Genomic DNA, 25,964 nt, shown 5'->3' on the forward strand with positions numbered 1-25,964 from the left:
GCATCACAGATGTCGGTAGACGTCCTGCAGGCTCAGGCCCTTCGCGATCATCATCACCTGCACGTGGTAGAGCAGCTGCGAGATCTCCTCCGCCGCGGCCTCGTCGGACTCGTACTCCGACGCCATCCAGACCTCGGCGGCCTCCTCGACGATCTTCTTGCCGATCGTGTGCACGCCGCCGTCGAGCTCCGCGACCGTGCCCGATCCCTCGGGGCGGGTCTCGGCCTTGTGGCTGAGCTCAGCGAACAGCTCGTCGAAAGTCTTCACGATTCCAGGCTAGCGGCTCGCGCACGGTCCCTGAGCCGGGTGACGGCGGCCTCCACGTCGTCCGCCCCGTAGACCGCCGATCCCGCCACGAACGTGTCGGCCCCCGCGGCGGCCGCCTGCTCGATCGTCTCGTCGGAGATGCCGCCGTCGACCTGCAGCCACACGGTCGAGCCCCGTCGCTTCGCCTCGTCCGCGAGCGCCCGCAGCTTCGGCATCGTCTCGGGCATGAAGCCCTGCCCGCCGAAACCGGGCTCCACCGTCATCACGAGGATCTGGTCGAACTCGTCGAGCACGGAGTAGAGACCCTCGGCGGGTGTGTCGGGCTTGATCGCCACACCCGCCCGCGCTCCGATGCTCCGCAGCCGGCGCGCGAGCGAGATCGGATCCGCCGCGGCCTCGAGGTGGAACGTCACGCTCGCGGCACCCAGTTCGGCGTATCCGGGCGCCCAGCGATCAGGATCGGTGATCATGAGGTGCACGTCGAGCGGGATCGGGCTCGTCGCCTGGATGCGCTGGACCATCTGCGGACCGAAGGTCAGGTTCGGCACGAAGTGGTTGTCCATCACGTCGACATGGGCGAAGTCGGCCGTCACGATCTTCGCGAGGTCGCGCTGCATGTTGACGAAGTCCGCGGCGAGGATGCTGGGGTTGATGCGAGGGGCGTCAGGCAGTTCCACGGGTGTCGTCTCCTTCTGCGGCCGAGTCGCCGCGTGCGTCCGATTCGGTGCGCTGCAGCAGCGCGAGGAACATGGCGTCCGTTCCGTGCCGGTGCGGCCACAACTGCACCCGCCCGGAGCCGTCCGAGCCCAGGTCGATCGGCGATCGAGCCACGCGCGAGACCGCCGACCGGGCGTCGAGCTCGATGATGTCGGTGCGCCCGCGCAGGACATCCTGCACGACACCCGTGGTCTCGGCGAGGTGGGGCGAGCACGTGACGTACGCGACGATCCCGCCGGGGGCGAGCGCGTCGAGCGCCGCGGTCAGCAGCTCGACCTGCAGCGGGACGAGGTCTGCGACGTCCGCCGGCGTCTTCCGCCATCGGGCCTCGGGGCGTCGACGGAGTGCGCCGAGACCCGTGCACGGCGCGTCGACGAGGATGCGATCGAACATCGCCGGATGCTCGGCGGCGAACTCCCGTCCGTCCTCCTCGTGCACGACGACGTCTCCGGGGACGGACCGCAGGGCGTTGCGCACGAGACCCGCGCGAGCCGGCACGACCTCGTTGGCCTCCACCACGACACCGTGCTCGCGGGCCACGGCCGCGAGGAGCGCCGTCTTGCCACCGGGGCCGGCGCACAGGTCGAGCCACCGCTCTTCTGCACGGATGGGAGCGGCCTCGGCCAGGGCGAGAGCGACGAGCTGCGATCCTTCGTCCTGCACGCGCACCGATCCGCCCGACTCGGTGAGCACGCGGTGCGGGTCACCTCCGGGGGAACCGTAGGCCGTGGGTGCATACGGCCGTCGGGGTTCGCCCGGCTCGGCGAGACCGGGAAGTGCGACCAGGGTCACCTCGGGCGAGACGTTGTCGGCGTCGAGCAGAGCCTCGAGCTCATCGGCCCGGCCTTCTGCGGCGAGAGCCCGCCGCATCGCGCGGATGACCCACACGGGATGCGCGGTGCGCAGCGCAAGCCGCTCGTCGTCCGAGCGGGCCGCATCCTCGATGCGCGTCTGCCACTCCCCCGGCGTCTCACGGGCGATGCGACGCAGCACGGCGTTGGCGAAGCCCGCGGCGCCGCGTCCCTGGGCCGACGCGATGAGGTTGACCGACTCGTTGACGGCGGCGTGCGAGGCGACACGCGTCGCGAGCAGCTGGTGCGTGGCGAGCCGGAGCGCATCGAGCACGGCCGGATCGATCTCGTCGACAGAACGGTCGGCGGCGGCGCGGATGATGGCGTCGTAGGTGCCACGTCGACGGAGTGTGCCGTAGGCGAGCTCGGTGGCCAAGGCGGCGTCCTGCGGGGTCAGGTCCGCATCCGCGATCGCGGACGGCAGCATCAGGTTCGCGTACGCGTCCGACTCGGACACCGCACGCAGGACGTCGTAGGCCACCCGACGGGCGGGCTGCACGGTACGCTGCGGTCCTCGATCTCCTCCACCGCGACGCTCGGACGGTCGCCGCCGATCGCCGTGCGAACCGTCCCGCTGACCGCTCGGGCGACGCTTGCCCCGGGCGCTCACACGCCTGCCCGCAATCCGTCGGTGTCGCGAAGTCCGCGCCACCAGTCGGTGGCGTTCATGGCGCCCTTGCCTGCCGGCTGCACACGCGTCACGGCCAACGGAGCATCCGCGGTGCCGACGAGCAGCGCGGTCTTCGTCGCGGCGAGCTCGCCCGGAGCGAGTTCTGCGCCGTCGGCAGGGGTCGCTGTGAGGATCTTCACCCGCTGATCGCCCACCGTGGTGTGCGCGCCGGGCTCAGGAGTCACGCCGCGGAAGCGCGCGTACACCTGCGACGCCGTCTGCGACCAGTCCAGAGCGCCGTCGTCCAACGTGAGCTTGGGAGCCAGGGTGGGCTCGCCCCTCTGCGGCACTGCGTGCAGGGTTCCGGCGTCGATGCCCGACACGACGTCGGACGTGAGGTCGGCGCCGAACGTCGCGAGCTCCTCGAGCGCCGCATCGGCCGTCGCGTCGCCCGGGATGTCCGCCTCGCGCATGGCGAAGACGTCGCCTGCGTCGAGTTCCGGGACGAGTTGGAAGACGCTCGCCCCCAGTCTCTCATCACCGGCGATGAGCGCCCGCTGCACCGGGGCCGCTCCCCGCCACCGAGGCAGCAGTGAGAAATGGAGGTTGATCCACCCGCGATCGGGTGTTGACAGCAGCGGCTCGCGCACGAGTCCGCCGTAGGCGACGATGACGCCGAGTTCGGGTCCCAGCGCGGCGATGCGTCGGGTGACCTCGTCGTCGAGCCGCGCCGCCTTGATCACGGGCAGGCCGAGCTCCATGGCGGTCTCGGCGACAGGAGACGGCGTCAATACGCGTTTGCGGCCGAGAGGCGCGTCCGGCCGCGTGACGACGGCGAGGATCTCGTGCTCGGCGGCGAGGCGCCGGAGGGTTGGCACGGCGGCCGACGGTGTGCCGGCGAAGACGAGACGCATGAAGGTGCTCCGGAGGGAAGTCGAGTGGGAGGGATCCGAGCGGTCGGAGCCGCTCAAAGCTCTGGATCGAGGATATCGAGGCGGACCGAGAGTGTGCTCCGAGAGGAGCGGCCCTTGCCGCGCCTGGCCGCGACGGCCTCGGCGACGACCGCCGCGCGCAGCGTCGTCGCCACTCTGCTTCCGGCGCCGTAGTCGAAGCGAACCAGGGCGCGGACCCGCGGCGGAACGTCGTCGGACTCCACCGGGACGGGCCCGAGCACGGCATCCGCGGGTAGCGCGAGCTCCCGGAGACTGCTCAGTGCTCGCCCGACTGCCGCAGATGACCCCTCGACGAGCGCGACTCGTGCGGCGGGGGGCATGTGCAGCGGCGCTCGCTCGGCGAGTTCTGCGCGCGCGTAGCCCGCCTGGTTCCACGTCGCGAGGGCTCGGGCAACGGCCCCGTCGACCCCCACGAGGTGCACGGGCGCGCCCGGGGCGGCGAGGGCGGCGGCGTTCGACCACCAGCGAAGACAGGCCTCGCCGATCCGAAGATCCGGCGCCTGCAGCATCCGCGGACCGTCCAGCAGCACCACCGCCCGGTATCCGCCCTCGGCGATCGGTTCGGCCCCCCGCGTCGCCACGACGAGAGCGGGCTTATCGGCGACCCGCTCGACGGGGTGCGCACTGTCGGCGACGATGACACGGATGCCGGGGAACGCCCGACCGAGCTCATCGGCGGTGCGCTCGCTGCCCGACGAGGCGAGCCGCAGCTTCGTCGAGGAGCACACCGGGCAGCTCCAGGCGCGCGCGCCGCGACCGCACCACCCGCAGACCGGCACGGCACCCCGATGCTTCGCCCCGAGCGGTCCCCCGCAGTGGGCGCAGCGAGCGGGCGCCCGGCATTCGGCGCAGACGAGGGAAGGGGCGAATCCCGGACGCGACACCTGCACGAGCACGGGCCCCTCGGCGGCCGCGTTGCGCGCCGAGAGGAAGGCGGACGAGGGCATGCGCTGCGCGGTGGGCGCCTCCATCTCCTGCGGAGTGCTGAGTATCACCCGAGGCAGAACACGTCTGCGCGCACGGACGTCCTGCAGCCACCCTCGCGCCACGAGGCGCTCGACATCCGTGGTGCGCGTGTGGCCGACGAACAGCAGTGCGGAACCCTCCTGCTCCTGCCGGAGCAGCGCCGCGTCGCGCGCGTTCACGTACGGGGCCAGCGGCTCGCCGAGGAGCGGGTCGCCGTCGTCCCAGATCGCCACCAGGCCGGCCTGCACCGGTGCGTAGACGGCCGAGCGGTTGCCGACGACGATGCACGGGGACTCTTCGAGCGAGCGGAGGAAGGCGCGATAACGGTCGGGATTCGTCTGTCGGGAGTCGTAGCGGACGACGGTGCCCTCCGGCGCGACGCTCTCGAGGGCTGCGAGCAGGCGATCGAGATCGCGATGGTCGGGGACGATCAGGATGCTGGACGCGCCGCCGTCGAGCACGGACGTGGCGGCCGCCGCGAGCAGCGATGCCCAGCCCTGCTCCTCGTCGCGCTGCTGCGGGATCGCCTCGACCGCCGCGCGCCCGTGCTGCTCCAGCACGGCATCGAGCCCGTCGTAGGCGTCGATGACTCCCCGAGTCGCCTCGCGCGCGGCATCCGATGCCTTGACCGCGGGCGCGTCGTTCGTCCAGGCCTTCTCGACCCGCACCTGCCGCTTCGGGATCACCAGACGGAGGATGTCGGACGCCGACCCGGCGGCGCGGTCGGCGGTGCGCCGCGCCAGCCGGTAGAGGCGATCCGGAAGCACCGCCACCGAGGAGACGACGCTCTCGATCTCCGACAGCGGGCGGTCCGCGTCGTCCTCGAGGTCGAGCTCGACGACATAGGCGTCGAGTACCCGCCCGGCCGTGCGCAGAGGCACCCGCACCCGCACACCCGTGCCGACCTCGCCCAACTCGTCGGGTATCGCGTAGTCGAACAGCCGATCGAGCTGCGGCAGCGGGGAGTCCAGGAGCACGCGCGCGACACGCCGGCTCTGCGTCACCATCGCGCGCTCAGAGGCCGGCTGCCCGCCGCAGCTCCTCGGCGCGATCCGTCCGCTCCCAGGTGAAGTCGGGGAGCTCTCGTCCGAAGTGCCCGTACGCGGCGGTCTGCGCGTAGATCGGGCGCAGCAGGTCGAGCTGCTCGATGATGGCCTGCGGTCGCAGGTCGAAGACATCGAGGATCGCCCGGGTGATCGCCTCGTCCGAGACCTTGCCGGTGCCGAACGTCTCGACGTAGAGGCCGACCGGGCGCGCGACACCGATCGCATATGCGACCTGCACCTCCAGGCGGTCTGCGAGACCCGCGGCGACGGCGTTCTTCGCCACCCAGCGCGTCGCATAGGCGCCCGAGCGATCGACCTTGGATGGATCCTTGCCGCTGAACGCTCCGCCGCCGTGACGGGCAGCGCCGCCGTACGTGTCGATGATGATCTTGCGCCCGGTGAGCCCGGCGTCTCCCTTGGGGCCGCCGGTGACGAAGGGTCCGGCCGGGTTGATGTAGTACGTGATGTCGTCGAGGTCGAGACCCGTGGTCGCGAGAACCGGATCGATGACGTGCTGGCGCACCTGCGCCTGCAGCTCCTCCTGAGAGATGTCAGGATTGTGCTGCGTGGAGAGGACGACCGCATCGACGGTCTTCGGCGTGAAGCCGTCGTAGCCGAGGGTCACCTGCGTCTTGCCGTCCGGGCGCAGGAAGGGCAGGACCCCCGACCAGCGGACCTCGGTGAGGCGTTCGGCGATGCGATGCGCGGTCCACGCCGCCATCGGCATCAGCTGCGGCGTCTCGTTGGTCGCGAAGCCGAACATGATGCCCTGGTCGCCGGCTCCGAGGCCGTCGAGCGGATCGATCGACGAGCCGTCGCGGTGTTCCTGCGCGTTGTCGACGCCGTGCGCGATGTCGGAGGACTGCTCCCCCACCGAGACGCTGACTCCGCACGAATCGCCGTCGAAGCCGGTGTCGCTGGACGTGTAGCCGATCCCGTTTACGACCTGACGCACGATGGTGGGGATGTCGACGTAGGCGTCGGTGCGGATCTCCCCGGCGACGTGAACGAGCCCGGTCGTCACGAGGGTCTCGACGGCGACACGCGAGCCCGCGTCCTTGGCCAGGAGCCCGTCGAGGATGCTGTCCGAGATCTGGTCGCAGATCTTGTCCGGGTGCCCTTCGGTGACGGACTCGGACGTGAACAGACGCAGGGCGCTCATCGGTGCTCCAGAACGGGATCGATCGGATGAAGGGGTCGGACCCCATTCTGAACCGCGCCGCCGACATCAGCCGGCGGCGCGGTCACAGGAGGTCACTCTGCGTGACGCAGGCGGAGCTTGTCCTCGTTGATCTCGTGCAGAGCGATGGTCAGCGGCTTGTCCTCGACCGAGGAGTCGACGAGCGGGCCGACGTTGTCGAAGAGGTTGCCCTCGTGCAGGTCCGAGTAGTAGTCGTTGATCTGGCGCGCGCGCTTCGCCGCGTAGATGACGAGCTCGTACTTGGAGTCCACTCGGTCGAGAAGGTTGTCGATGGGGGGATCGATGATGCCCTTGTTGTGGTGTCCGGCCATGGTGACCTCCTGATCAGGCGACGGGTTCGTCGCGAAGACGGCGCAATGGGCGCGCGAGAATACTCAGCGCGCAGAGCTTGAAGACAATTCTACGACCTCGGCGGCCGCAGCGGCGACGTCCTCGTTCACGACGAGGTGATCGAACTCGTTCTGTGCGGCCAGTTCGACCTTCGCGGTGCGCAGGCGGCGGGCCCGCTCCTCCGGCCCCTCCGTGCCGCGACCGACGAGTCGCTGGACCAGTTCGTCCCAGCTGGGCGGCAGCAGGAAGATCAGCGTGGCGCTCGGCTCCGCCTTGCGCACCTGGCGCGCGCCCTGCAGATCGATCTCCAGCAGCACGGTCTTGCCGGCGGCCAGCGCAGCGTCGATCGGCGCACGCGGGGTGCCGTAGCGGGACCGGTTGTGGACCACGGCGTACTCGAGCAGCTCCCCCGCGTCGATGAGGCGGTCGAACTCCGCGTCGTCGACGAAGAAGTAGTGCACGCCGTCGACCTCGCCGGGGCGCGGCGCCCGCGTGGTCGCCGACACCGAGAGATGGATCTCCGGGTTGTGCTCGCGGATGTACGCGGCCACGGTCCCCTTGCCGACCGCCGTCGGGCCGGCCAGCACCAGGAGCCGGCTGCGACCGCCACGCGGCTCGATGACCGGGAAGCGCTCGTCGAGCCAGCGAGTCAGGGCGGCGCGCTGTCGTACGCCGAGGCCGCCGAGTCGCTTGACCGGCGAGATGCCCAGGTCGTCGAGGATGCGGTCGCGCTTGCCCGCACCGATCGCGGGGAGGGCCAGCAGGAAGTCCGTGATCCGCATCGACCCCTCCACCGAGTCGGGGTCGGCGGTGGCACGGGCGAGCACGGTCTGCGGCGTCGTGACCCGCATGGTGAGGTCGCGCTTCAGCGCAGCACGCGCGCGTCGACGCTCCACGGCCTTGCGGGCGGCGGCGGCGCGGTCGACTTCGGGGACGGGACGAGCCTCAGCCACGGCTGACCTCTCTGTACTCGGCGACGCGGGCGTCGATGGCGGCGGCGAGGTCATGCGGACCCGCCTCCAGGATGCTGCGACTCTCGCTCGCGATGACGGCGGCGCTCATCGAGCCGAAACGGCGGTGCACGTCTGCCGGCGAGGCGCCCTGCGCCCCGAAACCCGGAGCGAGGATCGGAGCGACCGGGGTGTACGCGGCGAGTCCGGCATCCGTCCAGTCGACCGTCGCCCCGATGACGAAGCCGATGCTCCCCCACTCCCCCGTGCGGCCCTGCTCCGCGTTGCGCGCGGACACCACGGAGACGATGTCAGCCGACACCGAGCGGCCCGTCGCAGACTGCGATCGCTGCAGCGCCTCCGCCTCAGGATTGCTCGTCGCGGCGAGCACGAACACGCCCTTGCCGTGCGTGTGCGCGAGATCGAAGGTGCCGTCGAGCGCGCCGACTCCCAGGAACGGGTTGACGGTCAGGGCGTCGGCTTCGAGCGACGAGCCCTGCGTGAGCCAGGCCGCGGCGTACGCGTCCATGGTCGTGCCGATGTCGCCGCGCTTGGCGTCGGCGATCACGATCAGTCCCGCTGCCCGCGCCGCCGACAGGACCTCCTCGAGCGCCGCGAATCCACCGGATCCGAAGCGCTCGAAGAACGAGACCTGCGGCTTGACGATGCCGACCCGCCCGGCGGCGGCCTCGACCGAGCGCAGACCGAACTCGCGCACACCCGCGGCATCCTGCCCGAGCCCCCAGCCGTCGAGCAGCCCGGGGTGCGGATCGATGCCCACGCAGAGCGGGCCGCGCTCGTCCAGGACGGCGCGGACCCGCTCACCGAAGGACGTGGTCACACCGCGGCCTTCCGGTCGAGCGCGTACTCCTGGAGGCTCTTCACCTGGAACCCCTCGTGCGCGGCATCCATACCGCTCACGGCGGCGCCGAGTACGGCCATCGTGGTGAACAGCGCCTTGTCGGCGGCGACCGCTGCGGCCCGGATCTCGTAACCGTCTGCTCGTGCCGCACCACCGGAGGGTGTGTTCACGACGATGTCGATCTCCCCGTCGTTGATCAGGTCGACGATGTTCCGTGCGCCGGACTCCTGCGTGTCGCTGTACTTCTCGACCACGGTGACGGCGATGCCGTTGCGCGAGAGGATCTCTGCCGTGCCCTCCGTGGCGACGATCGTGAAGCCCAGCTGCTGCAGACGGTGCGCCGGCAGGATGACGGCGCGCTTGTCGGAGTCGGCGACCGAGATGAACACGGTGCCCGACGTCGGCATCCCGCCGTACGCGGCGGCCTGGCTCTTGGCGAACGCGGTCGGGAAGTCGCGGTCGATGCCCATGACCTCACCCGTCGAGCGCATCTCCGGACCGAGGACCGAGTCGACCGTCTTGCCGTCGGCGGTGCGGAACCGCTTGAACGGCAGCACGGCCTCCTTGACCGACACGGGCGCGTCGAGGGGAACCCGCGAGCCGTCCTGCTCGGGCAGCATGCCCTCGGCGCGGAGCTCGGCGATCGTCGCGCCGGCCATGATGCGGCTGGCCGCCTTCGCCATCGGGATGCCCAGGGCCTTCGACACGAACGGAACCGTCCGGCTCGCACGGGGGTTCGCCTCGATGACGTAGAGCACGCCAGCGCTGATCGCGAACTGCACGTTGAGCAGACCGCGCACGCCGACGCCCTTCGCGATGGCGAGGGTGGCCTCGCGGACGCGGTCGACGTCGCTGCGGCCCAGCGACACGGGCGGAAGGGTGCAGCTCGAGTCACCGGAGTGGATGCCTGCCTCCTCGAGGTGCTCCATGACGCCGCCGATGAAGAGGTCGGTGCCGTCGTACAGCGCGTCGACGTCGAGCTCGATCGCGTCGTCGAGGAAGCGGTCGACGAGCAGCGGCTTGCCCTCCTCGATCACGACCTCGTCGGCGGTGCGCACGAAGTAGTCGCGCAGCGAATCGGTGGAGTAGACGATCTCCATACCGCGTCCGCCGAGCACGAAGCTCGGACGCACCAGCACGGGGTAGCCGATCTCCTCGGCCACGGACACGGCGCCCTCGACGTCGATCGCCGTGCCGTGGCGCGGCGCGAGCAGACCGGCGGAGTCGAGCAGCTGCGAGAAGAGCTCGCGCTCCTCGGCGATGTCGATCGCCTCGGGGCTGGTGCCGAGCACGGTGTAGCCCGCGGCCTCGATGCCCTTCGCGAGTCCGAGCGGAGTCTGGCCGCCCAACTGGCAGACGACGCCGAGGATCGTGCCGCTGGCCGCCTCGGCGTCCAGCACCTCGAGCACGTCCTCCAGGGTCAGCGGCTCGAAGTACAGGCGGTCGGAGGTGTCGTAGTCGGTCGACACGGTCTCCGGGTTGCAGTTGACCATGACGGTCTCGAAGCCGGCATCCGCGAGAGCGAACGACGCGTGGACGCAGGAGTAGTCGAACTCGACGCCCTGTCCGATGCGGTTCGGACCGGAGCCGATGATGACGACCTTGGTGCGATCCGACGGCTGGACCTCGGTCTCGAAGTCGTAGCTCGAGTAGTGGTACGGCGTCAGAGCAGGGAACTCGCCGGCGCACGTGTCGACCGTCTTGTACACGGGGCGGATGCCGAGCCCGTGCCGGACTCCGCGGATCTCCGCCTCCGTCGTGCCGCGCAGCTGCGCGAGCTGCGCGTCGGAGAAACCGTGCTCCTTGGCGTAACGCAGGGTCGCAGCATCCAGCTCCGGCGCCGTGCGCACGAGCTCCGCGACCTCGTTGATGAGGACGATCTGGTCGAGGAACCACGGGTCCATCGCCGTCGACTCGAATGCCTGCTCGACCGTCGCGCCCTTGCGCAGCGCCTGCTGCAACGTGACGATGCGGCCGTCGGTCGGGGTCTTCGCGATCTCGAGGAGCTCCTCCACCGACCGGTTCTCCTCGCCCCAGTGGAAGCTGGAGCCGCGCTTCTCGAGCGAGCGGAGCGCCTTCTGCAGGGCGGTCGCGTAGTTGCGGCCGATCGCCATGGCCTCGCCGACCGACTTCATGGTGGTGGTGAGGGTCGCGTCGGCGGCGGGGAACTTCTCGAACGCGAAGCGCGGGACCTTCACGACCACGTAGTCGAGCGTCGGCTCGAAGCTCGCGGGCGTCACGCCGGTGATGTCGTTCGGGATCTCGTCGAGCCGGTACCCGAGTGCGAGCTTCGCGGCGAGCTTGGCGATCGGGAAGCCTGTCGCCTTGGAAGCGAGGGCGCTCGAGCGCGAGACACGCGGGTTCATCTCGATCACGATGATGCGCCCGTTCGTCGGGTCCACCGCGAACTGGATGTTGCAGCCACCGGTGTCGACACCCACGGCACGGATGATGTCGATGCCGATGTCCCGCATCTTCTGGTACTCGCGGTCGGTGAGGGTCAGAGCGGGGGCGACGGTGATCGAATCGCCCGTGTGCACGCCGACCGGGTCGACGTTCTCGATCGAGCAGACGACCACCGTGTTGTCAGCCGTGTCGCGCATGAGCTCGAGCTCATACTCCTTCCACCCGAGGATCGACTCCTCCAGCAGGACCTCGGTCGTCGGAGAGTCGCGCAGGCCGGCGCCGCCGATGCGGCGCAGGTCCTCCTCGTCGTAGGCGAAACCGGAGCCGAGGCCGCCCATCGTGAACGACGGGCGCACGACGAGCGGGTAGCCGAGCTTCTCGGCACCGGCGAGCAGGTCGTCCATGGTGTGCGCGATGACGCTCTTGGCGACGTCGGCGCCCGCTTCGAGCACGAGCTCCTTGAAGACCTGGCGGTCCTCGCCCTTCTTGATCGCATCGACCTTCGCGCCGATGAGCTCGACGCCGTACTTGGCGAGGATGCCGCGCTCGTCGAGCGCCATCGCCGCGTTCAGAGCAGTCTGACCGCCGAGCGTCGGCAGGATGGCGTCGGGCTTCTCCTTGGCGATGATCGTCTCGATGACCTCCGGAGTGATCGGCTCGATGTACGTCGCATCGGCGAAGTCCGGGTCGGTCATGATCGTGGCGGGGTTCGAGTTCACGAGGATGACGCGGACGCCCTCCTCGCGCAGCACGCGGCACGCCTGGGTGCCCGAGTAGTCGAACTCGCAGGCCTGACCGATGACGATCGGGCCGGATCCGATGACGAGAACGGAGTTGATGTCGTCGCGCTTGGGCATTACTGGGCGTCCTTCTTGTTCGCGTTGTTCGCGATGACCATGTCGCGGAAGCGGTCGAAGAGGTAGTTGGCGTCGTGCGGACCGGCCGCGGCCTCCGGGTGGTACTGCACCGAGAAGGCCGGGATGTCGAGGGCGCGCAGACCCTCGACGACGTTGTCGTTGAGACCGACGTGGCTCACTTCGACCTTGCCGTAGCCGTGCGGGCTGTCGAACGAGCCCTCGAGCGGGGCGTCGACCGCGAAACCGTGGTTGTGCGCTGTGATCTCGACCCGACCCGTCTGCTTGTCGAGGACCGGCTGGTTGATCCCTCGGTGGCCGAACGGCAGCTTGTAGGTGCCGAGGCCGAGGGCGCGGCCGAGCAGCTGGTTGCCGAAGCAGATGCCGAAGAACGGCAGCCCGTCGTCGAGGACGGAGCGGAGCAGCTCGACGTGGTCGCCCGAGGCCGCCGGGTCGCCGGGCCCGTTCGAGTAGAACACCGCGACCGGGTCGATGGCACGGAGCTCGTCGATGGTGACGTCCTGCGGCAGCACGTGCACCTCGAAGCCGCGCGCGGCGAGGTTGTCGATCGTGGCCTGCTTGACGCCGAGGTCGAGCACGGCCAGGTTGCCGACCTTCTCGCCGACGGCATCCGTCACCGTCGCGACCTCGACCGAGACCTGCGCGGAGAGGTTCTGCCCGGCCATCTTCGGGGCTTCCCGCACGATCCGGAGCTGCTCATCGGCGTCGAGGCGAGCCGCCTCGCCCGAGAAGATGCCGCCGCGCATCGAGCCGGCGGAGCGGATGTGCCGGGTGATCGAACGGGTGTCGATGCCGCTGATGCCGACGATGCCGTCCTGCACGAGGATCTCGTCGAGCGACGCGTTCGCGCGCCAGTTCGAGACGACGCGAGAGGGATCGCGCACGATGTAACCGGCCACCCAGATACGGCGCGACTCGGGGTCCTCGTCGTTCATGCCGGTGTTGCCGATGTGCGGGGCCGTCTGCAGCACGATCTGTCCGGCGTACGACGGGTCGGTGAGCGTCTCCTGGTAACCGGACATGCCGGTTGCGAAGACGACCTCGCCGAGGGTGGTGCCCAGCGCGCCGTATGCGCGGCCGCTGTGACGGGTGCCGTCCTCGAGGACCAGGACGGCGGGTTCGGGGAGGGCGGTCATGACTGTTCTCCTGTGTCGGTCGTGGCGATGTCGTCGCGGCCGCCTGAGGCGGGGACGAGTCGCTGGAGTTCTGAGATGAAGTTCTTCGGGTCGCCGTCGGTGAGGCGGAGGTAGGAGTCGACCACCGTGTCGTCGGCGGCGTTCCAGGCGACCCGCACGAGGCCGCCCGGCTCGACCACGCGGTCGATCGTGACCGTGGCCCGATCCACACCGGCGAGTCGCTCCTTGGCGAGGAACACCGTGGGCGCGCCGTCGAGGCAGAGGGCGAGACCGCGATCCGTGACCGCGGCCTCTCCCCTCGCCCGGTAGGCGAGCGGAGACATGGTGAGGCGTTCGAGCGGCTGATCGTGCTTCGTGGTGGACACGTACAGCACCTCGTGCCGGTCGAGGACCTCGGCATGCTCGGGGACGCCGAGCGGGGCCGCGAGCCCCGCGTCACGTCGGAGGCGGCGTCGCCAGGCGACGAGCATGGCCAGGAGTGCGAGCGCGGCGAGAGCGATCATCACGGCGATCGCGACGTCCCTGGGGATCATGCGTTCAGCTCCTCGACCACCGAGCCCGACTCCACGGTCAGCGTGCCGCCGTGGATCGTGTACTCGACGCGGCCCGGCAGAGCGCGACCCAGGTACGGCGAGTTCGCGCTGCGACCGTGCAGGTCGGCCTCGGTGAACACCCCGGAGACGGATGCGTCGTACAGCGTGATCTGCGCAGGCGCTCCCACCTCGAGGGCGGTGCCGTGGCCAGAGAGCCGACCGATGCGAGCGGGGGCCGCGCTCATGACGCGGGCGACGTCGCTCCATCCGATCAGTCCGGTCTGCACCATCGACTGGTGCACGACCCGCAGTGCGCTCTCGAGTCCGACCATCCCGTTCGCTGCGGCCTGCCACTCGCACGTCTTGTGCTCGCTCGGGTGCGGAGCGTGATCGGTCGCGACGATGTCGATCGTCCCGTCGGCGAGCCCCTCGCGCACCGCGAGCACGTCCTCCTCGCGCCGGAGCGGCGGGTTGACCTTGTACCGGGCGTCGTAGCCGCGCACGAGTTCGTCGGTGAGCAGGAGGTGATGGGGTGTCACCTCGGCGGTCACCGCGATCCCGCGCTTCTTCGCCCAGCGGACGATGTCGACCGAGCCGGCGGTGGACAGGTGGCAGACGTGCAGGCGCGAGCCGACGTGCTCGGCGAGGAGCACGTCGCGCGCGATGATCGACTCCTCGGCGACCGCCGGCCATCCGGAGAGTCCCAGTTCCGCCGACACGACGCCCTCGTTCATCTGGGCGCCCTCGGTCAGGCGGGGGTCCTGCGCGTGCTGGGCGATCACACCGCCGAAGGACTTCACGTACTCGAGCGCGCGCCGCATGATCAGCGGGTCGAACACGCAGAAGCCGTCGTCGCTGAACACCCGCACCTGAGCGCGGGACGTCGCCATCGCGCCGAGCTCGGCGAGTCGCTCGCCCTTCTGCCCCACGGTGACGGCGCCGATCGGCTGCACGGTCGCGTATCCCGCCGCTTCGCCCAGGGCGAGCTCCTGCTCGACCACACCGGCCGTGTCGGCCACGGGCGAGGTGTTCGGCATCGCGAAGACGGCCGTGAATCCACCGGCTGCCGCTGCGCGGGTTCCGGTGAGGATCGTCTCGGATGCCTCGTAGCCCGGCTCGCGGAGGTGCGTGTGCAGGTCGACGAGCCCGGGCAGCGCGACCAGTCCGGTCGCGTCGATGACGCGAGCGCCCGCACGCTGGAGTCCGGAGCCGATCTCGGCGATCCGGCCGTCCTCCACGATCATGTCGACGCTCTCGGCGCCGAGAAGCTGTGCGCCGGTGATGACGAGGGTCTCGCTCACAGGTCTCCCCCTCGTTCGTCGTCTCGTTCGCCCGCAAGGAGCAGGTACAGCACTGCCATCCGGATGGACACCCCGTTCGTGACCTGCTCCAGCACCGTGGAGCGCGGCGAATCGGCGGCCTCGGAGGAGATCTCCAGCCCGCGGTTCATGGGTCCCGGGTGCATGACAATGCTATCGTCCGGCAGAGCGGCCACGCGCCGTGCGTCGAGTCCCCACCGACGGGAATACTCCCGCTCAGTCGGGAAATACGCGGCATTCATCCGCTCCAGCTGGATTCGCAGCATCATGACCGCGTCCGGGCCGTCCGCGAGCGCCTCGTCGAGGTCGTAGAGCACGCGCACTGGCCACTGCGACACGTTCTGGGGCACCAGAGTCGGCGGCGACACGAGAGTGACCTCGGCGCCCAGCGTGGTCAGCAGCCAGACGTTGGACCGAGCGACCCGGGAGTGCAGCACGTCGCCGACGACGACCACGCGGATGCCGGACAGGTCGCGGCCTCGGCTGTCGACGCCGAACCGACGCTTGCGGATGGTGAACGCGTCGAGGAGCGCCTGGGTGGGGTGCTCGTGCGTGCCGTCGCCGGCATTCACGACGCCCGCGGAGATCCAGCCGCTCGTGGCGAGCGTCTGCGGGGCGCCGGAGGCGGGATGGCGGATGACGACGGCATCCGCCCCCATCGCCTGCAGCGTCTGCGCGGTGTCCTTCAGGCTCTCGCCCTTGGAGACGCTGGACCCTTTGGCGGCGAAGTTGATCACGTCGGCCGAGAGGCGCTTGGCGGCGGCCTCGAACGAGATGCGCGTGCGGGTCGAGTCCTCGAAGAAGAGGTTCACGACGGTCTTGCCGCGCAGTGTCGGGAGTTTCTTGACCTCGCGCGACTGCGTGTCGGACATGTCCTCCGCGACGTCGAGGATGCGAAGGGCGGCCTCGCGGTGGAGGGTGCGGGTGTCGAGAAGATGCCTCATGCCTCGATCGTCACCTCCTCGGCACCGTCGTACTCGCGCAGGCGCACGTTCACGCGCTCCTGGCGCGACGACGGGATGTTCTTGCCGACGAAGTCCGGCCGGATCGGCAGTTCGCGGTGGCCGCGGTCGACGAGGATCGCCAGGCGGACCGCCGCAGGACGACCGATCGACTGCAGTGCGTCGAGGGCCGCGCGGATGCTGCGACCCGAGAAAAGCACATCGTCGACGAGCACGACGGTACGGTCGTCGATGCCGTCGGCCGGGATGTCGGTCGGATGCGGCGACCGGGTCGGATGCTTCGCGAGGTCGTCGCGGAAGAGGGTGACATCGAGAGACCCGACGGGAACGGACGTCTGCGCGATCTCGGCGATCAGACGGCCGAGGCGCTGGGCGAGAGCCACCCCGCGGGTCGGGATGCCCAGCAGGACGAGGTTCTCGCCCCCTCGATTCGACTCGAGGATCTCGTGCGCGATGCGGGTCAGCGCCCGCGTGATATCGGCGTCGTGCAGCACGGTTCGTGCGCTCATCAGCCGCTCCCTTCTCCGCCTCACAGGACGGTGTTAAAGGTTGCTTGTCACTCCACTCTAACGGAGACGCCGAGTCCGTCTCTCAGCTGGCCTCACGGAGTACAGCGTCGGTGACCTCGTCGATCTTCTTCGAGCGGATCGGGTGACCGGTGGTCGACAGGCAGCGACCGGTCTTGAGGTCCCATTTCCAGTCGTGCATGCTGCACGTCAGGATGCCGTCCTCATCGACCTTCCCTGTCTTGGTGAGGTCGGCGCGCAGGTGCGGGCACCGGCGCTGCACGACCCAGTCGCCGATCTCGGCATCCTCGGTCTGGTCGGTCTGCTCCTGGTACCAGTTCTCGACGTACTCGATGCGGTCGACGGAGAGGCACTTGAGGAACGTGGTCAGGAACTCGTTGAACTTGCCGCTGCGGCTCACCTGGAACTGCATCGACAGGAAGATCGAGTTCGACCAGTCGATCTCATGGTCGCGGATGTTCGTCGAGACGAGGTCAGCGGGGATCGTGTACCAGTAGATGCAGTCCTCGCCGGCGTATTCGCGGACCTTGGCACGCGGGAAGTCCACGACCATGTCGAGGTCGCCGATCCTGAAGCGCACGTTGCCGCCCACACCGAGCCTGATGGTGCGCGACTTCTTCAGCAGCGGCTCCCACCACGCCTTGAGCTCCTCCAGGATCTCCTGGGTCGGCAGCACCGCGGCGCGCGATGCCTCCTCGTCGCGGATCTCCTGCTGGCGCGAGGCGCGCTGCTCCTCGAGGTAGTCCCACTTCTCGTCGAAGATGTGCGCGAGCTCGGCATCGGAGTAGAGCGTCTGCTCGGTCCGAACCTCACCGTTCTCGACGGTGACGAGCGTGCCGGGGACGAACAGCTGGCCGTCGTACTGCGGCGCCAGTTCGCGCATGTGCGCGAGGAACTGCTTCTGGTCCGTGAAGATCGACTCGCCATTGCGCCCGACGCCGTTGAAGTCGAACAGGTCGTCGCGGAGGAACATGGGCGGCCCTGCCATCGGGAAGACGTGCGGAGCGTCGACCTTCTCGATGTAGTACATCGCGCGCTTGTTCTGCGCCTCGCGCTTGAGTTTCGCGAAGTTCTGCTTGGCGTCCATCGGCAGGTCGTAGACCATGGGCCACCAGATCGCGCCGGAGACCTGGGTGAAGTACGCGTCGGGCTTGCCGAAGTGCAGCAGCTTCTCGAGGTCGAGCGGGTGCGAGTCGTTCTGGTTGAGCACCGACCCCGTACCGTCGTCGACGCTCAGCGATGAGTCGCCGATCGGCCCGTCGCTCGGCGCGCGCAACGGGGTGATCATGATCTTCGTGCCGCCGCGTTCGATGATCTCGCCCGCCGGAGCGTAGGTGATGTTCGTGTAGCCGAGCGCACGGATGTCCTGCTCCAGGTCATCGATGGGGTACTCGGGGAGGAGCACCTCGATGTCCTTGCGGATGTAGCGCTCCAGGAGCTTCGGATCGAAATGGTCCCGGTGCCGGTGCGAGATGTACAGGAAGTCCGCCTCGCGGCCGAAGCGCTCCCAGTCGAGGCCGCGGTTGTCGGGGAACGGGAACCACGAGCCGAAGAACGACGGCCCGAGAACGGGGTCGCAGATGATGTTCCCGCCGATCGTCTCGATGAACATCCCGGCGTGGCCGAGTCCCGTGATCCTCATGTATGACCTCCTGAAGTAGCCGTACGAGTCTACCGGCGGGCTCCTGGACGGCAGCGGTGACCGGCCGTGAATATGCGGGGCGGATGCCGTTCCCCCGCCCGCGGTGCCGAGCCGTCCGCTAGTCGTCGAACAGGCCGCGGATGTCGGCGGCGGTCAGCGATTGGGCGAAGAGCTCCTCGTCGTCCATCACCGCCGTGAACAGTCGCGCCTTGCGCTGCTGCAGCTCGAGCACCTTCTCCTCGATCGTTCCGAGCGAGATCATGCGGTAGACGAAGACCTGGCTCGTCTGACCGATGCGGTGCGTACGGTCGACCGCCTGAGCCTCGGCGGCCGGATTCCACCACGGATCCAGAAGGAACACGTAGTCGGCTTCGGTGAGGGTGAGTCCGAATCCGCCGGCTTTCAGGCTGATGAGGAAGACCGGCTGCTGCCCCTCCTTGAACGAGTCGATCACGTCCTGCCGGCGCCGCGTGGAGCCGTCGAGGTGCGCGTACGGGATGCCGGCGTCGCGCAGTCGCCGGGCGGCCAGGTCGAGGAACGAGGTGAACTGGCTGAACACGAGCGCACGGTGTCCTTCGGCCTGCAGCTCCTCGACTCGGTCGAGGAGCGTGTCGAGCTTGCTCGAGCCGATCTCGCCGTCATCCTCGTCGATCAGCGCCGGGGCGAGGCTCAGCATCCGCAGCAGCGTGAGCGAGCGGAAGACGATGAAGCGGTTGCGGTCGAGATCCTCGAGGAGTCCGAGCACCTTCTGCCGCTCGCGCTGCAGCACCACGTCGTAGAGCGCACGATGAGCCGGGCTCAGCTCGACCTCGAGCACCTGCTCCTGCTTCGGGGGCAGGTCGTCGGCGACGAGCTCCTTCGTGCGGCGCAGCACGAGTGGCCGGATGCGGCGGCGCAGCTGCGCCAGACGACGGGCCCGGTACGCGCCGCCCTCCTCGTTCTCGGGAACCTTGCCCTTCTCGATCGGGTGGATGTAGCGGTCGCGGAACTTCCGCGCCGAGGGGAACAGCCCGGGGGCCGCCAGCTTCAGCAGCGCCCACAGCTCGGTCAGGCTGTTCTCCATCGGCGTGCCCGTGACGGCGTACACCGCATCCGCGCGGAAGGAGAAGATGGCCCGGTGCAGCTTGGTCTTCGGATTCTTCACGAACTGCGCTTCGTCGAGGATGAGGCCGGCCCACTCGACGGTCTGGAATTCGTCCTCGTCGAGGCGAGCCACGGTGTACGAGCTCACCACGATGTCCGCATCCGCGGCGGCGTGGGCGAGGCGAGCTGTGCGCTTGCCGTGCGTGCTCTCCACGACCGCGACCCGGAGCCCGGGCGTGAAACGCGCTGCCTCGCTGCGCCAGGTGCTCAGGACCGAGGTCGGCGCGAGCACGAGGAACGGGCGCGTCTCCCCCGTCTCGCGGGTGTGCTGAACGAACGTGAGCAGCTGCAGCGTCTTGCCCAGGCCCATGTCGTCGGCCAGGATGCCGCCGAGGCGATGGCGCCAGAGGAAGGCGAGCCAGTCGAATCCGTGCTTCTGGTACGTGCGGAGTTCGGCGTGCAGACCCGCCGGGACCGGAGTCGGGGGAACGCCGGTGGCGCCGCGGAGTCCCTCCGCCGTGGAGCGCCAGCTGACGGCGGGCTGGGCCTCGTCCGCCAGATCCTCGAACTCCTCCCAGAGGTCGGTCTGGTAACGGCTGATGCGCGGACCAGTCTCCCATTCGTCGAGTTCTCCTGCCTCCTCGATGAGCTCGCGCAGCCGATCGAGTGCGGGGTGATCAAGGGAGAAGTAGCCACCGTCGGAGAGCAGCAGCTTCCTGCGGCCGCGGCTGAGCGCCGTGAACAACGGTCCGAACGGGATCGTGCGACCGTCGATCGTCACGATGATCCCGAGGTCGAACCAGTCCGCATCGGTCGTCTCGACCGTGGTGACCTTCACCTCCGGGGTCCCGGTCAGTTCGCGATACTCCTTGCTCTCCCCCGTGCGCGTCACCGTGACGCCGGCCGCCTCGAAGGCGGGGACGGCGTGGGCGACGAAGTGTGCGGCGTCGATGTCGTGGAACGCGCCGGACGGGGCGAACCGCCTGCCGCTGTGCTCCTGCCACACCCCCTCGACGACGGCGCGCCACGCTGACTCGGCGACGGGGTCGCGCACCGCGGACGTGTTCGCGCCCTGGACGAAGGGCAGAATGCCGAATCCCTCGTAGATCCACGAGAACGAGTACTCGACGACATCGCCGCCCTCGAACGAGACGCCCAGGGCCGGGACAGGCGCGGGGATCTCGGGCAGCGCGACCCGACCCGAGGTGCGCACCGCGGATCGCCGCGCGAGCAGCGGGTACACCGTCTCGATGAAGTCCTGTTCGTCGGCGGCCGGCACGACGATGGGCTGCGCGGCCGTCAGCAGCGCACGCGTCTGCTCGCTCAGCGGTGCCTCGGCCAGCACGAGCTCGATGCGGTTGTCGCCGAGCGTCGCCGCATAGATTCCGGTGCGGCCGATCGGGTGCGCGTCCGCAGCGCTCACGGAGCGATCGTCGATCGACACCTCGGCCGTCAGCTCGAGCGGCCCGTCGTCGTCAGGACGGGCGATCGCCGCCGTCACCTCGGCCGAAGTCGCCAGCCGCACCGACGCCGACTTCTGGGTGGACACGAGCGGGATGCCGAGCTCGGCACCGACCCTGAGGTGTCGCCACAAGAGCGCTGACTCGATCTGGTCGACGACGAGCCAATCGCCCGCGTTGCCCGACAGCAGCGAGTCGCGCGAAAGGCTGAGCAGGTCGCCGAACCAGCGGGTCTGCACGCGGCCGAACTGCACGACGTCACGACGAACCGAGTCCCAGGTCGCCTTGCCCTGGATCCATGCACCGGTCTGAGCGCTGCGCGCCAGCGGGCGGATGGCGAGCAGCAGCTCGCCGGTGCGCCGCGCGACATCGCGGGCGGTCGCCGCGCGGAGGGGACGCGGCGCCCAATGATTGTCGCCCCGCGCCGCACGATGACGCAGCTCGACGCCGAGGGCGAGCTCCTGAGCCTGACGAGGAGCCTCGGGGCCGATCAGCGACCGCCACGACGGAGCAGCGGGCGGCGGCACGGCGACCGCGGCCTCGCGCTGCGGCGGCGATGCTATCGCCTCGGCCTGTCTCGAGTACTCGTGGACGTTCGAGGCGAGCACGGTCGCCACGACGTGCTTGCAGCCCGACCGCACGGGACAGGTGCACCGGGTGGAGCGGATGCGGGGCTTTCCGTTCGACGAGACGAACGCGACGCCGGTGACGTAGGGAAGGTCCTGTCCGCCTCGGACGTGTCCCTCGAGCGCGAGAGACTCCTCATCCCACGTGACGTCGAGCACGTTGCCCTCGCGGAAGTACGCGAGTCCTCGCGTGTAGCCGCCGGCATCCGTGACCTGCAGGAGATCACGGAGATCGACGTGCGGCGCGGGCATACCCGACATCCTTCCCGCGGCATCCGACATCGCGGACGCGATGAGGCGCGGCCTCAGGCCGCTCGGGCCACCCGCGCGAGCACGCCGTGCACGAACGCGCCGGAATCGTCGGTCGAGAACTCCTTGGCGAGCTCGACCGCCTCGTCGATCGCGACGGCGGTCGGCACCTCGTCGTTGAAGAGGATCTCCCAGACGCCGATCCGCAGCAGAGCGCGGTCGACCGCGGGCATCCGCTCGAGCTTCCAGTCGCGACTGTGGGTGGTGATGTGCTCGTCGATCTCGTCACGATGGTCGATGATGCCGTCGACCACCTCGCGAGCGTAGAGCCAGGAGGCCTCGCGCGCGGGTTCGCTCGCCGCGCGAGACGCCTCGGCTGCGAGGGTCACCGCGAGGTCGTCGCCGCGGACGTCGGACGAGAACAGGATGTCGAGTGCGCGCTTGCGCGCCTTCGTACGGGCGCTCACGCCTTACTTCTCGCGGCCGAGGTAGTCGCCCGTGCGGGTGTCGACCTTGACCTTCGTGCCGGCCTCGACGAACAGCGGGACCTGGATCTCGTAGCCGGTCTCGAGCGTCGCGGGCTTGGTGCCGGCGGAGGAGCGGTCGCCCTGAAGACCGGGCTCGGTGTAGGTGATCTCGAGGATCACCGAGGCGGGGAGATCGATGTACAGCGGGTTGCCGTTGTTGAGCGCGATCGTGACCTGCTGGTTCTCGAGCAGGAAGTTCTTCGCGTCGCCGACCGTGGGCGCGCCGACGGTGATCTGGTCGAAGTCGGTCTGGTCCATGAAGACGTAGCCGTCGCCGTCGGTGTACAGGTAGGTGAAGTCGCGGCGGTCGACGTTCTCGATGTCGATCTTGGCGCCGGCGTTGTAGGTGCGGTCGACGACCTTGCCCGAGACGACGTTCTTCAGCTTGGTGCGCACGAACGCGCCGCCCTTGCCGGGCTTCACGTGCTGGAACTCGATGACGCTCCAGAGCTGCCCATCGATGCTGAGGACGACGCCGTTCTTGATGTCTGCGGTAGATGCCATGCGCGGGAGTTCCGTTCGTGAGTCCGTGGGGCCGCTCTCATCCGGGTGGAGACCGGGGCGGCCGACAGTCGATTCTACGGGATGAGCGCGGCGAGCTGTCGCACGGCGGTCTCGTAGCCCGAGACCCCCTCCCCGATGACGCGCACCGCCGCGACGTCGTGGAGGTACGAGTGGTGGCGGAACTCCTCGCGGGCGTAGACATCGGAGATGTGCACCTCGGCGAACGGAAGAGACACCCCGGTGAGGGCGTCTCGGAGCGATACCGAGGTGTGGGTGAGCCCGCCGGGGTTGATCACGATCCCCGCGCAGTCCTCCCGCGCGGCGTGGATCGCGTCGATCAGCACGCCCTCGTGGTTGCTCTGGATCGCGCGGAGCTCGAAACCGTGCGCGGCGGCGGCGTCTGTCGTGAGCGCGACGACGTCGGCGAGGGTCGCCGTGCCGTACACCTCCGGCTCCCGGGTCCCCAGCAGATTGAGGTTCGGACCGTTCACGAGGAGGATTCGCCGCGTCACGCCCCCACCTCCTGGTATGCCGCGAACAGCAGCGACTCGTCGGGCGCCTGCAGCACGGTGGGCTTGGCGATGTCGTCGAGCAGGATGAATCGCAGCATCCCGCCCCGGCTCTTCTTGTCGCGCTGCATGGTCGCGAGCAGCTGCGGCCATGCGCCCGCTCGGTACGACGTGGGCAGCCCGAGGGATTCGAGGATCGAACGGTGGCGCTCGGCTGCCGCGTCGGACAGGCGGCCGGCGAGGCGCGACAGCTCGGCGGCATACAGCATCCCGACGGAGATCGCCGCGCCGTGCCGCCAGCGGTAGCGCTCCGCGTGCTCGATCGCGTGGCCCAGTGTGTGACCGTAGTTGAGGATCTCGCGCTGACCGGCCTCGCGGAAGTCATCGGAGACGACCTGCGCCTTCATGTCGATCGCCAGCTCGACCGCACGGCGGAACTCGTCGGAGGTGGTGTCGACGGCGCGCTGCGGGTCGGCCTCGATGATGTCGAGGATCTCCGGCGCCCAGATGAACCCCGCCTTCACGACCTCGGCGAACCCCGCTGTCGCCTCGTTGGCGCTCAGGCTCCCGAGCTCGTCGAGGTCTCCGATCACGGCGCGGGGCGCCCAGAACGCCCCGACGAGGTTCTTGCCCTCGGCGGTGTTGATCCCGGTCTTGCCGCCGACGGAGGCGTCGACCAGGCCGAGCACCGTCGTCGGCACCTGGACGACCTGGACGCCGCGCAGCCACGTCGCGGCGACGAAGCCGGCGAGGTCTGTGACGGCTCCGCCGCCGTACCCGATCACGGCATCCGTGCGCGTGAAGTCGGCCTGGCCCATCACCTGCCAGCAGAACGCCGCGACCTCGATGCGCTTGCCCTGCTCGGCGTCGGGCACCTCGGCGAGGAGCACCTCGCGCGCACCGTTCGCCGTGTCGGCGAGCAGTCGGTCGCGCAGCTCGGCGGCCCGGGCGGCGAGCGTGGGCGGGTGCACGACGAGGACCTTTCGCACGCCGGGCTCCAGCGCCTCGGAGACGCGGTCGAGGATGCCGCGGCCGATCGTGATGTCGTACGGGGTCTCCCCCGTCACGCTGATGGTCGTCGTGCTCATTCCAGTCCTCTCCTCCACGCGGCGATCTCCTCCGCGATCCGCTGCATCGGCCGACGCGACGTGTCGATGGTGACCGATGCCACCTCCTCGTACCAGGCTCTGCGCTCGTCGAAGATGCGGGTCCATGCGCGCACCGGGTCGTCCCCCGCGAGAAGGGGTCGCCCTCCCCCGCCGATCCGCTGCGCGACGGCCTCCGGCGCGACGGTCAGGAACACGACGGGATGCGCGCCGAGCAGCGCCCGCGTGCCCGGGTCCGTGACGGCGCCCCCGCCCAGCGAGATGACGCCTCCCTCGGTCAGCGCGGCGGCGACGGCTTCCCGCTCGAGCTCGCGGAATCGGGACTCACCGAACTCGGCGAAGATCTCCGGAATCGGCCCGTGCGCGCTCACGACCCGCTTGTCGGTGTCGATGAATGGCACACCGAGCCGGCGCGCCACGCGACGACCCACGCTGGTCTTGCCGGCGGCCATCGGGCCGACCAGCACCAGCGTCAACGGATCAGCCTCGCTCGTCATGCGCGATGAGCGCCGCCTCGGAGGCCGGAGCGGTGCGCAGCTCGGCAGGGATGGCGTCGAGGTACGACTCGAGGTTCCGGCGTGTCTCGCGGATGCTGTCGCCGCCGAACTTCTCCAGCACGGCGCGGGCGAGCTCGATCGCGACCATCGCCTCGGCGACGACACCGGCCGCAGGCACGGCGCACACGTCGGAGCGCTGATGGTGAGCAGTGGCGTCCTCGCCGGTCGCGACGTCGATCGTCCGCAGGGCGTGCGGCACCGTCGCGATCGGCTTCATGCCGGCGCGGACGCGCAGAACGGTGCCCGTCGACATGCCGCCCTCGGTGCCGCCGGCGCGATCGGACCCGCGGGTGATGCCGTCGCCCGTCGCGAACAGCTCGTCGTGGGCGGCGGAGCCGCGGCGGCGAGTGGTCTCGAAGCCGTCGCCGACCTCGACCCCCTTGATCGCCTGGATGCTCATGAGCGCCTGCGCCAGACGCGCGTCGAGGCGTCGATCCCAGTGCACGTGCGATCCGAGCCCCGGGGGCAGGCCATACGCCAGCACCTCGACGATGCCGCCAAGGGTGTCGCCGTCCTTCTTCGCGTCGTCGACCTCCGCCACCATGCGCGCGGAGGTCTCCGCGTCGAAGCAGCGCAGCGGATCGGCATCGAGAGCCTCGACGTCATCGGGTGTGGGCAACGCGGCGCCGTCCGGCACCCGCACCGGCCCGATCGACAGCGTGTGGCTCACGAGACGGATGCCGAGCTCGCTGAGGAACGACCGCGCGACCGCTCCGAGCGCGACACGGGCCGCCGTCTCGCGCGCGCTGGCGCGCTCGAGGATGGGTCGGGCCTCGTGGAAGTCGTACTTCTGCATGCCCACGAGGTCGGCGTGGCCAGGCCGCGGACGGGTGAGCGGGGCGCTCCGTCCGCGCGACCGGTCGGTGAGCTCGACGGGTTCGGGGTTCATGACCTCGATCCACTTCGGCCACTCCGTGTTGCCGATGCGCAGGGCGATCGGGCTGCCGAGCGTCTTGCCGTGGCGCACGCCGCCCGAGATGGAGAGTTCATCCTGCTCGAACTTCATGCGCGAGCCCCGGCCGTAGCCGAGCTTGCGTCGTGCCAGGTCGGCCTGGATGGCCTCTGACGACACCGGAACACCCGAGGGCAGGCCCTCCATGACGGCAATGAGTTCTGGGCCGTGCGATTCGCCGGCCGTGAGCACGCGGAGCATTGCTCTAGTCTCCCATGAGCCGCGACCCCGCTCGTGC

At 69.7% G+C, this 25,964-nt stretch carries 23 protein-coding genes; all 23 read right to left on the reverse strand.

Translation table 11 applies throughout. The features are described from left to right. Positions 1-3: 3 nt before the first annotated feature. Positions 4-267, reverse strand: a complete 264-nt coding sequence (locus AUC47_RS15620; RefSeq protein WP_096716093.1) for a phosphoribosyl-ATP diphosphatase — start codon at positions 265-267, stop codon at positions 4-6. Beyond that, complete coding sequence (gene rpe, locus AUC47_RS15625; protein ID WP_096716094.1) at positions 264-944, reverse strand: ribulose-phosphate 3-epimerase; 681 nt, start codon at positions 942-944, stop codon at positions 264-266. Before rpe ends, AUC47_RS15620 begins: the two co-directional genes overlap by 4 nt. Then, positions 931-2,334 (reverse strand): RsmB/NOP family class I SAM-dependent RNA methyltransferase, encoded by a 1,404-nt coding sequence (locus AUC47_RS15630; RefSeq protein ID WP_096716095.1) that lies wholly within the window; start codon positions 2,332-2,334, stop codon positions 931-933. The genes rpe and AUC47_RS15630 overlap by 14 nt, the downstream gene beginning before the upstream one ends. Before the next feature lie 107 nt (positions 2,335-2,441). Continuing rightward, positions 2,442-3,359: a methionyl-tRNA formyltransferase gene (fmt, locus tag AUC47_RS15635; RefSeq protein WP_096716096.1), complete on the reverse strand. Its 918-nt coding sequence runs from the start codon at positions 3,357-3,359 to the stop codon at positions 2,442-2,444. A 53-nt stretch (positions 3,360-3,412) separates the two neighbouring features. Beyond that, a complete protein-coding gene (locus AUC47_RS15640; protein ID WP_096716097.1) occupies positions 3,413-5,371 on the reverse strand; it encodes a hypothetical protein in 1,959 nt (652 codons plus the stop codon). A gap of 7 nt (positions 5,372-5,378) precedes the next feature. Further along, positions 5,379-6,572 (reverse strand): methionine adenosyltransferase, encoded by a 1,194-nt coding sequence (metK, locus tag AUC47_RS15645; RefSeq protein WP_096716098.1) that lies wholly within the window; start codon positions 6,570-6,572, stop codon positions 5,379-5,381. 92 nt (positions 6,573-6,664) lie between these two features. Continuing rightward, on the reverse strand, positions 6,665-6,922 hold the full coding sequence (rpoZ, locus tag AUC47_RS15650) for a DNA-directed RNA polymerase subunit omega (protein WP_045258544.1): 258 nt from the start codon (positions 6,920-6,922) through the stop codon (positions 6,665-6,667). Between the two features lie 63 nt (positions 6,923-6,985). Then, positions 6,986-7,948, reverse strand: a complete 963-nt coding sequence (gmk, locus tag AUC47_RS15655) for a guanylate kinase (protein WP_373557874.1) — start codon at positions 7,946-7,948, stop codon at positions 6,986-6,988. Then, positions 7,887-8,732: an orotidine-5'-phosphate decarboxylase gene (pyrF, locus tag AUC47_RS15660; RefSeq protein ID WP_096716100.1), complete on the reverse strand. Its 846-nt coding sequence runs from the start codon at positions 8,730-8,732 to the stop codon at positions 7,887-7,889. The genes gmk and pyrF overlap by 62 nt, the downstream gene beginning before the upstream one ends. After that, positions 8,729-12,016: a carbamoyl-phosphate synthase large subunit gene (carB, locus tag AUC47_RS15665; protein ID WP_096716101.1), complete on the reverse strand. Its 3,288-nt coding sequence runs from the start codon at positions 12,014-12,016 to the stop codon at positions 8,729-8,731. Before carB ends, pyrF begins: the two co-directional genes overlap by 4 nt. Further along, positions 12,016-13,170 (reverse strand): glutamine-hydrolyzing carbamoyl-phosphate synthase small subunit, encoded by a 1,155-nt coding sequence (carA, locus tag AUC47_RS15670; RefSeq protein ID WP_096716102.1) that lies wholly within the window; start codon positions 13,168-13,170, stop codon positions 12,016-12,018. The genes carB and carA overlap by 1 nt, the downstream gene beginning before the upstream one ends. Beyond that, a complete protein-coding gene (locus AUC47_RS15675; protein ID WP_096716103.1) occupies positions 13,167-13,703 on the reverse strand; it encodes a PH-like domain-containing protein in 537 nt (178 codons plus the stop codon). The genes carA and AUC47_RS15675 overlap by 4 nt, the downstream gene beginning before the upstream one ends. Beyond that, positions 13,700-15,004, reverse strand: a complete 1,305-nt coding sequence (locus AUC47_RS15680; protein WP_096716104.1) for a dihydroorotase — start codon at positions 15,002-15,004, stop codon at positions 13,700-13,702. Before AUC47_RS15680 ends, AUC47_RS15675 begins: the two co-directional genes overlap by 4 nt. Continuing rightward, on the reverse strand, positions 15,001-15,966 hold the full coding sequence (locus AUC47_RS15685; RefSeq protein WP_096716105.1) for an aspartate carbamoyltransferase catalytic subunit: 966 nt from the start codon (positions 15,964-15,966) through the stop codon (positions 15,001-15,003). The genes AUC47_RS15680 and AUC47_RS15685 overlap by 4 nt, the downstream gene beginning before the upstream one ends. Beyond that, the gene (pyrR, locus tag AUC47_RS15690) at positions 15,963-16,493 is read right to left on the reverse strand and encodes a bifunctional pyr operon transcriptional regulator/uracil phosphoribosyltransferase PyrR (RefSeq protein ID WP_096716106.1); all 531 of its coding nucleotides are present in this window, start codon (positions 16,491-16,493) and stop codon (positions 15,963-15,965) included. Before pyrR ends, AUC47_RS15685 begins: the two co-directional genes overlap by 4 nt. Before the next feature lie 82 nt (positions 16,494-16,575). Beyond that, positions 16,576-18,153, reverse strand: coding sequence for a Rieske 2Fe-2S domain-containing protein (locus tag AUC47_RS15695; RefSeq protein WP_096716107.1), 1,578 nt, complete (start codon positions 18,151-18,153; stop codon positions 16,576-16,578). A 118-nt stretch (positions 18,154-18,271) separates the two neighbouring features. Further along, positions 18,272-21,574, reverse strand: a complete 3,303-nt coding sequence (locus tag AUC47_RS15700; protein WP_096716108.1) for a DEAD/DEAH box helicase — start codon at positions 21,572-21,574, stop codon at positions 18,272-18,274. 53 nt (positions 21,575-21,627) lie between these two features. Further along, positions 21,628-22,038, reverse strand: coding sequence for a transcription antitermination factor NusB (gene nusB, locus AUC47_RS15705; protein WP_096716109.1), 411 nt, complete (start codon positions 22,036-22,038; stop codon positions 21,628-21,630). 3 nt (positions 22,039-22,041) lie between these two features. Further along, positions 22,042-22,602, reverse strand: coding sequence for an elongation factor P (efp, locus tag AUC47_RS15710; RefSeq protein ID WP_067118332.1), 561 nt, complete (start codon positions 22,600-22,602; stop codon positions 22,042-22,044). A gap of 74 nt (positions 22,603-22,676) precedes the next feature. Then, positions 22,677-23,114, reverse strand: coding sequence for a type II 3-dehydroquinate dehydratase (gene aroQ / locus AUC47_RS15715; protein ID WP_096716110.1), 438 nt, complete (start codon positions 23,112-23,114; stop codon positions 22,677-22,679). Then, positions 23,111-24,199 (reverse strand): 3-dehydroquinate synthase, encoded by a 1,089-nt coding sequence (gene aroB / locus AUC47_RS15720; RefSeq protein ID WP_096716111.1) that lies wholly within the window; start codon positions 24,197-24,199, stop codon positions 23,111-23,113. The genes aroQ and aroB overlap by 4 nt, the downstream gene beginning before the upstream one ends. After that, positions 24,196-24,714 (reverse strand): shikimate kinase, encoded by a 519-nt coding sequence (locus AUC47_RS15725; RefSeq protein ID WP_096716112.1) that lies wholly within the window; start codon positions 24,712-24,714, stop codon positions 24,196-24,198. Before AUC47_RS15725 ends, aroB begins: the two co-directional genes overlap by 4 nt. Then, positions 24,698-25,927 (reverse strand): chorismate synthase, encoded by a 1,230-nt coding sequence (gene aroC / locus AUC47_RS15730; RefSeq protein ID WP_096716113.1) that lies wholly within the window; start codon positions 25,925-25,927, stop codon positions 24,698-24,700. The genes AUC47_RS15725 and aroC overlap by 17 nt, the downstream gene beginning before the upstream one ends. Positions 25,928-25,964: the final 37 nt, after the last annotated feature.

The organism is Microbacterium sp. SZ1, from assembly GCF_002362255.1.
In the GTDB taxonomy this organism is placed as follows: domain Bacteria; phylum Actinomycetota; class Actinomycetes; order Actinomycetales; family Microbacteriaceae; genus Microbacterium.